This is a genomic window from Desulfobacterales bacterium (genome assembly GCA_034003325.1).
Taxonomy (GTDB): Bacteria; Desulfobacterota; Desulfobacteria; order Desulfobacterales; family JAFDDL01; genus JAVEYW01.
Map to the genome: position 1 here is coordinate 205,634 of JAVEYW010000008.1, position 7,775 is coordinate 213,408.

The 7,775-nt window shown below is 44.7% G+C and carries 5 protein-coding genes; all 5 read right to left on the reverse strand.

The genetic code is table 11. The annotated features are described in order from the left end of the window. Positions 1 to 162: 162 nt before the first annotated feature. Entirely contained in the window at positions 163 to 564 is a 402-nt protein-coding gene (locus RBT11_10865; protein MDX9787271.1) for a hypothetical protein, read from the reverse strand. 124 nt (positions 565 to 688) lie between these two features. Beyond that, positions 689 to 1,999 carry an MFS transporter gene (locus tag RBT11_10870; GenBank protein ID MDX9787272.1) on the reverse strand — a complete coding sequence of 437 codons (1,311 nt, stop codon included), beginning with the start codon at positions 1,997 to 1,999 and terminating at the stop codon, positions 689 to 691. A 96-nt stretch (positions 2,000 to 2,095) separates the two neighbouring features. Beyond that, positions 2,096 to 4,477, reverse strand: a complete 2,382-nt coding sequence (locus tag RBT11_10875) for an MMPL family transporter (protein MDX9787273.1) — start codon at positions 4,475 to 4,477, stop codon at positions 2,096 to 2,098. Next, positions 4,477 to 5,646 (reverse strand): YCF48-related protein, encoded by a 1,170-nt coding sequence (locus RBT11_10880; protein ID MDX9787274.1) that lies wholly within the window; start codon positions 5,644 to 5,646, stop codon positions 4,477 to 4,479. Before RBT11_10880 ends, RBT11_10875 begins: the two co-directional genes overlap by 1 nt. A gap of 46 nt (positions 5,647 to 5,692) precedes the next feature. Next, entirely contained in the window at positions 5,693 to 7,081 is a 1,389-nt protein-coding gene (locus tag RBT11_10885; protein MDX9787275.1) for a DUF1329 domain-containing protein, read from the reverse strand. Positions 7,082 to 7,775: the final 694 nt, after the last annotated feature.

The following is a 7,775-nucleotide window of genomic DNA, read 5'->3' on the forward strand; positions in this document are numbered from 1 at the left end:
ATCAATAAATTAACTTCTTATAATCGATAGTAGCACTACATTGAAAGGGCCGGAGGACAGGTGCTTGGCGGAGTTTGAATCATCGGTAAGATTGACATAGCGCCATCGGACATTGTAAACAAATAGTAGGATCGTTCTAACACTTTGCTCGACTTCTTTTTGTTACTCAACAACTATTTTTCCTTCTTTCTCAATTTTTCGGCGAGGCCCCTCACCCGATTTCTCCGCTTTTTCCAAGACATCCAAACGGTAAGCGAATGTTCCCGACTCCTTAAAATACAAACTCACCGTCTTGCCATACGCCAAAAAATCGGTAAGAAAACAACCTTCAGCCCCTATAAAACCAGATGAAGGATCGGTCGCAAGAATGCACGATTTGGAATTCTCATGAAAATTAATACTAATGTTTTCTTTTTCAATCCAACTGACCCAAATGACGCAGCTATCTTTCGGCACCTTCATTTCATTTGGATAGAGATAAATTTGCACCTCTCCGCCAGCAGTCTCCTTGGCGATTCTAACAATGAAACACTGCGCTGCATCTGATAACCCGCCATAAGGCATGAAAAATAACCAATGACACCAAAACACCAATCCCAATTAGATTACAAATTGTATCCTTCATTCACCACCCTCTTCTTTTTACCTGGTACATCAATGTCACGATATCCTGAAAAGTTACGTCGTCTCAAACCTTAGCTTCTGGGACAATTTCACCAATGATTAGCTGCGGGGTTTTGATGTCACCATTTTCATCCGTCACAATTAAACGGCTGGCATATAAAAAAAACAGCCCGCCAACGGGTAATAAGATAACAGCACATAGTATCCCTATCCGCAAAGAATCCACCCCGAAATCAGTGTGTAACATATCGCTTATAAATCCTATCAATGAAGGGCATATTCCCATCCCGAAGAAATTAACTAGCAAAATAACAATGGCAATTGTCATCGCCCTAATGCTTGAATCCACTGAGTGGTGAATCAATGCGAAACAGGGTGCTGTATGTGCAAAAATCAAAACATATACGCATGTCACACAACCATAAAAAATGGTTAGGTTCTTTGTTGTCATAGCAAACAAAAAAAAGGGAGTAGCCAAAAAAACGAATATGGCAGGCAGGTAAGCCAACCAGCGGGCATCTTTTTTGTAAAGTCGGTCCGATATTGGGCCTGACGCCAACGTCCCAAAAATACCTGATATTATGGATACAATACCCAATCCCATGCCGATTTGACTAAAACTCAACTCAAGACTGCGGTGCATAACCGTCGGCAACCATACCGTTATTATGGATAACATAAAGGATACACACGCGATGTGCGCCATACAGGTGGTCCTGAAAAGTTTGTTGCGCAAAAGAAGGGTTATTGTTTGCCATATGGTCGGCCCCGGTTTGGCATTTTCCCGCTTGTTCCCTTCAGGACGGACAGGTTCCTTTAACCATAATTTAGCGGCGACGGCGAGCAACAAACCTGGAAGCCCTATTGTTATGAGGGTAATTCTCCAACCATAAGCATCGGCCAACCATCCGCCGACAAACATGGCAGATGCCGTACCAAATGGTTGAGCGGCATGGTATATTGCCATCACCTTGCCTCGATCTATGGGTTTATAAATGTCCACCATAATAGAATGGGCACTAGGCGCGCATCCCGCCTCACCGATACCAACTCCCATACGCGCAACAACCAACATTAGAAAATTTACAGCCAATCCGGAGAGTATCGTCATAAGGCTCCAAACGGATAGGCAGATAGTTATTAGGCTAACACGGTTTTTCCGGTCCGCCAAATGCCCTATGGGAATTCCCATTACACCATAGAAAAAAGCGAAAGCCAGTCCGGACATCAACGCGAGCTCAAAATCGGAGAGGTGCAAATCTTTCTTTATTAGGTCCAGTACGATACTGATTATATTTCTGTCCATGATGCTAAACATATAAATAACGCTTAACATCAGCGCCGGGCTATATTTAACAAATTGATGTTCTTTCATGGCATACAATATCCTGATTAAATCTATATATACGTGTAGCACCACCGGGGTGCAAAACTGCCCTTCTTTAAAAGATTTGAAATATTCGGGTTCGACTTAAGGTCGATATAGGCGGCCATCGACCAACAATCCGGTTTGATCTTTTATAAGATATCGGGCCAATGCCGGCAGCAAAACCATGGCGCCTACCATGTTCCAGAGAAACATGAAGGTTAGCAAAAAGCCCATGTCCGCCTGGAACTTAATAGGTGAAAAAGCCCAGGTGGCCACACCGATGGCCAAGGTAATCCCAGTAAAAGATACGGCCCGACCCGTTGTATTTAATGTCAGATAGTAGGCGGTCGATAGATTATGCCCCTGTGCCCGATAAAAAAGAAGTTGGTTGAAGATATATACACCGTAATCCACACCGATACCCACCCCCACAGCAATTACCGGAAGAGTCGCTACTTTTACACCGATTCCCATCTTGGCCATCAGGGCTTCGCACAATACCGAGGTAAGAAACAGTGGGACCACCACACACAGGGTACCTTTAAGCGTTCTATAAGTGATGAGGCACACCAGAAAAACCGCACCGTAAACCAGCAAGGTTAACGTCATCAAGGCCTCCTCCACTTCGATGTTGGTGGCGGCCTCAATGCCCGCATTCCCAGCTGCCATCAGAAACTGGTATGTTTCCGTATTATTTTCATTTGCAAAATTTTCAACCGCCTTAACTACCCGGTCTAGGGTTTCTGCCTTGTGGTCGACTAAATAGATCATAATCGGGGTGAGATCCCCCGTTTCTCCCACCACGCTTGAGGGAATTTTAAGCGCCATGGAGTCGAGGGCGATTTTGCTGCGAGGCAGCGCCGTCCACTTTAAATTGCCCTCATTATAGGCCGAATTAAGCAATTTTAAATAATCGACATGGCTTTTAACATTCCGAACCCCGGGAAGTTGTTCGATGCGCCATTTTAGCTTGTCCGTTGCAACGACTACTGGATATAGGCTGTTACCGGCCGGAGGCGTTTTCAACATAACGATAAAAATATCGCTACTGGTGGAATAGTGCCCATTCATATAAGCATTATCCAAATTATAGCGAGAATCCGGCCTAAGCTCGGGCGCCCCGGGGTCCAAATCACCGATTTTTAAATCCTGCCGCATGTAGACTCCGGCTAACAAACCGATAACCGCTAACATAATAGCCGCCGAAGCAAACTTAGGTTCAATAAATTTAGATAAAATCGACCATATGGGATGGGATGTTCCGGCTTCTTTCTTTTTTATCATTTCAATGGTTTTTTTGCTGATGCCGGAATAGGACATTAGTAATGGTAGAAGCGTCAAATCTGTAAAGGCCACAACTGCAACACCGATGCTGGCCCCCACGGCGATATCTTGGATAACCCCGATACGAATCATCATCAGGGTTCCAAAACCAATAAAGTCAGTAAATAGGGCCGCCATCCCCGGCCTGAAAACCTTCCGATAGGCGAGCCTGGCTGCCTTTAATTTATCCGCGCCACGGGTCATCTCGTGAGCCATAGCATTGAATAACTGAATACCATGGCTAACCCCTAATGCGAACATTAAAAATGGCACCAGCATGGAATACGGATTTAACCCATATCCGAATAATTTCATAATGCCCAGTTGCCAGACCACCGCCACCGTCGATGAGACGGCACGCATGGCAGTACTTTTAATACATCGCGAATTCCATAGTAACAGGATCAGCAAAATAATGAATGCGATGACAAAAAACAGCAGCACCCGGGTTGATCCTTCTATAAGATCCCCCACTATCTTTGCAAATCCCGTAATGTGAATCTTGACCTCATCACTCGCAAACCGACTGCGAACTTCTTCCAGTTTTTCTGAAAAATACTGATAATCAAGTGGCTTTCCCGTCTCCGGGTCAACATCATTAAGGGGGACTATAATAACGCTGGATTTAAAATCGTTGGCCACTAGAGTGCCCACCTCACCGGACCTGAGGACATTCAAACGAACTTGGTCAAGGCTTTTGCTTCCTCCGTCATAAGTAGCTGGAATTACAGGACCACCCGCAAACCCCTCCTCGGTAACTTCTGTCCAACGGGTCACAGGCGTCCATAATGACTTTAACGCCGACCGATCCACACCCGAAATGAAGAACACCTCTTCGGTTATGTTCTTAAGCACCTCCATGTACTCTTTAGAAAAAATATCCTTTTGGGTTGTCGCCACCGCAATCCGTATATTGTTCCCCAGTCCTTTAAGATCATCCTGGTAGGCGATATAATTTTTGATATACGGATGGTAGGTAGGAATCATTCTTAAAAAGCTGGCCTCGGGTTTCAATTGTAGAGAGTGGTAACCAAGGAATAGTGTGATTACTGTAAACATGCACAGTAAAAACGGGCGCCTGGCAAACAACATCCGTTCCGTAATCGGCGCGTCATTCTTATAGGAGTGGTCCGGATCTAATGATATGGTTTTCTGAGTCATTACGATTTTCCCTCGTTTTTACTGCTTAACTTGTAGGCATCAACCTTGGTCGTTCCTCTCATTCCAACCAACACTAATTTCCCATCACTTGTCTCGGTCAAAGAAATAATTCCCGAAAATTCTGTGGGTAGCCGCATAAAAGTTTTTCCCTTGTCTATGCTCCACATCAGGAAGCCGTCAATCCCCGCAACCAAAAAAGAACCATCTGACAAAAAAATACCCCCGGAAAGAGAAGCGCTATTGCCGTTTTCCGCAGGCAACCAATTCTCACCTCTGTCATGAGAGCAAAAGATTCTACCGCGAAGGCCAAAAGCTGTCACTAAACCGCCATCCGGGCTTCCGATGATGCCGAAAAATGAGCCCTCATAGGGAGAGTTCAGGCGTTTCCAGTTCTGGCCAAAATCATTGGATATAAACAACATGCCAGCCTCTCCGGCGATGAATAAATCATCCCCGGACCGAGTGATGGCGTAATAGTGTAAACCGTCCGAATTATCGATGCGATCCAGTATCGGCTCCCAACTATCGCCGCCATCGGTGGTTTTAAGAATCATTCCAAAAGAACCAATCACAAGGCCTTCGCGATCATTTTTAAACCAAACATCCATAAGGGGGCGAGTGGGCCCCTCTTCTACCGCTAAATTCGCATCGTTGAGAAAAAAATTCAGCTCCTCCAGCTTTTGTTTTAGTGCCTCTGCTTTCTCCTCATCAACTGCCTGTTCAGCATTTTCCAGCTCTTCTGTTTTTATTTTGATAATTTGCTTAAGCTGAACCAGCATCAACTCGTTGATCTTCCAACCGTCAAGTTGTTTCTTCCAGCTTTCGCCGCAATCTTCTGAGTGCAATACCACACCATCATGGCCCACGACCCATCCTTTCTGGCTGCTGGGGAAACTGACGGCCGTGAGCGTTACGCTGACAGGCACATCGGACTGAGTCCAAGACTCTCCGTTATCCTTTGAAACGAGAATATGGCCCCGTTCCCCTACAGCCACCAGCCGACCATTGGCTTTTGTCACATCCATCAAAAGGGAAACAGGGGCCTTTGAAGATTTTTTAGCCGGCATAAGTAAGAGATCGTCTCCCCCCCACGCTGAAAATGCCATGCAGAGAAATATCCAAACAGCTAAAAACAGCCACCGTAATAAGGGGTTGAATCGCATTACCATATGCCGGTCTCCCATTAATTAACTCTTTTTTAAATTGTTTTCCGGGCTATCGTCTTCCGAGTTTTCTAATGTTCTGAGGAGTAAAAAAGTCGTCCTCTAGGTTCATTTCCCTAACAGCTGGCGTTACCGCGCCATTGATGACCTGATTCACACAATAAATATCTTTTTCTGAAGAAAAATACATCACCGCACGCTGCTTAATAGCTGGAACATCATAAAAACTTTTAACTGTACAAACAGCATTTCTCCATAGGTTCCCGCGTGTATCGTAGCTATCCGTCCACAGAATTATCCATGTGTCTTCGTCAAGGTACATCACACGTTTACCATAATTGTGCCGAACGCCTTCCTTAAGCGTGGCCTCGACAACCCAAACCCTGTGAAGCTCCCAACGCACGTACTTAGGGTTAAAATGATGCGGCGTTAGGAGATCTTCAACGTCGGCCAAGTCGAACTGGTAAGCGTTATAAATGACAAACATTTCTTTTTTGCCTTTTAACTCCCAGTTAAAACGATCGATTCCTCCATTGAACATGAAGGCATCGTCGTAGTTAGCAATCCCGCCATATGACGGATTGGGCGTATCGTATGCAAGATTCGGAGCTCGCCGTACTCTACGCTGACCTGGCATATACTGCCATGTCGCCTGGTTCCCCGTTTCCGAATAGTTTAAGGGATACTTTGTCAAAATAAATTCCCCTTTTCGTCGGGCGGGTTGTTCATAAACAACCACAAAGTCCAAATTATACCCACCAAAGGTGTCAAGCGTTTTATTTCTGTCATAAAAAACTCTGTTGTATATATATTGCCCGCCCCCTCCCTCACTTTTACTACCATCACCGTATACAAGAAGCGAACTGGAAAGATTTGTCGTATCCCCCCCTTGGTATGCATTCGCATGATTAAATATCGCCTCTTCGCCTCTGGTTGGAATGGGAAATGGAATTCCACCGAAAGCCCCTTTAACGCCCAAACCGTCTTCCGTGAGTTCTCCATTAAGCGCATTTTTATAGGTATTGTCGTATACCCATTGGGGCGCAGCCGCCGTTCGCCGCGTGGGATAAACATTCATCTTGAAACTGTCTGGGTGGTTTTTGAAAAAGGCCTTTTGTCCCTCTGATAACTTATCAGCATATTGTTCCATGTTCTGTGCGGTAATTGTAAAAAGAACCTTGTCATCCGCAAACGGATCCGGGCGAATCGGGGTTGTTTTTGGATCATATTTCACATTTTCCGGAATGGTCGTTAATCCACCTTCCCACTGTGGAATGGTGCCTTCAGCATTTCCCGCTCGCTCAGCACCAAAAGGCGTTAAATCAGTTTTTAATCGTTCCGCCTCATGGGTTGGCACCTTGGCCTGTAAAGGCATGGCAACACTAACCATGAACCCAACTAAAAACGTCATGCACATTATTGCATATAATTTTCGCAACATATTTTCCTCCTCCGTTCATATTGTCTTTAAAATGTGTATGATAGGTCAAAAGCCAAATAATCACGATCGGAACGGGCATTCCGAGAACTATTAAAGTAATCAACATATTTTATGTTAAAATTATAAACGCTTCTGTATGTGAATTTTAAACCAATGGATCCCTTATCTGATTTTTCGGTAAAAGTGCTGTTCACTGAGCTGCCATCAGGGTTAACGTTAAAACTTATCGGGAAATCTATGTCCAATCCTGATATCACCTGATACCATTTAGGTGTAAAACCGACGGTAAACCCCCAAGCATATTGATCCTTACTCAACCTATCCTCATCAACGCCCATCGCGCGTACAAGCCCAGCCTCCCCTTGTGCTGCCAGTTGATCACAAAAAAATGTTGATCCGTAATAGTAAATCCATGAAACTTGGGCTTGGGCGACTTCCGTATCTTCTGAGCCACCTGTTACCGAAACAGGGTAATCCTGGCGGTAGCTGATCTCGCCACTGACATTGGCATCACCTATTTGCGTGCCAAAGCTTGCGCCATAAAGCTTGACGTTTTCAGCAAATGTTAGGTCAATGCCGTTTCCTTAAGGAACTTAAATGCGTTAATACTTTAAAAATACAATCTGTTATGCTATAAATACATTGTTCTTTTGTATCAGTAAAAAATTCAAAAAAAGGAGAGAACAATGCTCAA

Bases quoted from the DNA above. Each gene is read 5' to 3' on its own strand.
- RBT11_10865 (MDX9787271.1), bottom strand. From the start codon at position 564: ATGCCTTATGGCGGGTTATCAGATGCAGCGCAGTGTTTCATTGTTAGA.
- RBT11_10870 (MDX9787272.1), bottom strand. From the start codon at position 1,999: ATGAAAGAACATCAATTTGTTAAATATAGCCCGGCGCTGATGTTAAGC.
- RBT11_10875 (MDX9787273.1), bottom strand. From the start codon at position 4,477: ATGACTCAGAAAACCATATCATTAGATCCGGACCACTCCTATAAGAAT.
- RBT11_10880 (MDX9787274.1), bottom strand. From the start codon at position 5,646: ATGGTAATGCGATTCAACCCCTTATTACGGTGGCTGTTTTTAGCTGTT.
- RBT11_10885 (MDX9787275.1), bottom strand. From the start codon at position 7,081: ATGTTGCGAAAATTATATGCAATAATGTGCATGACGTTTTTAGTTGGG.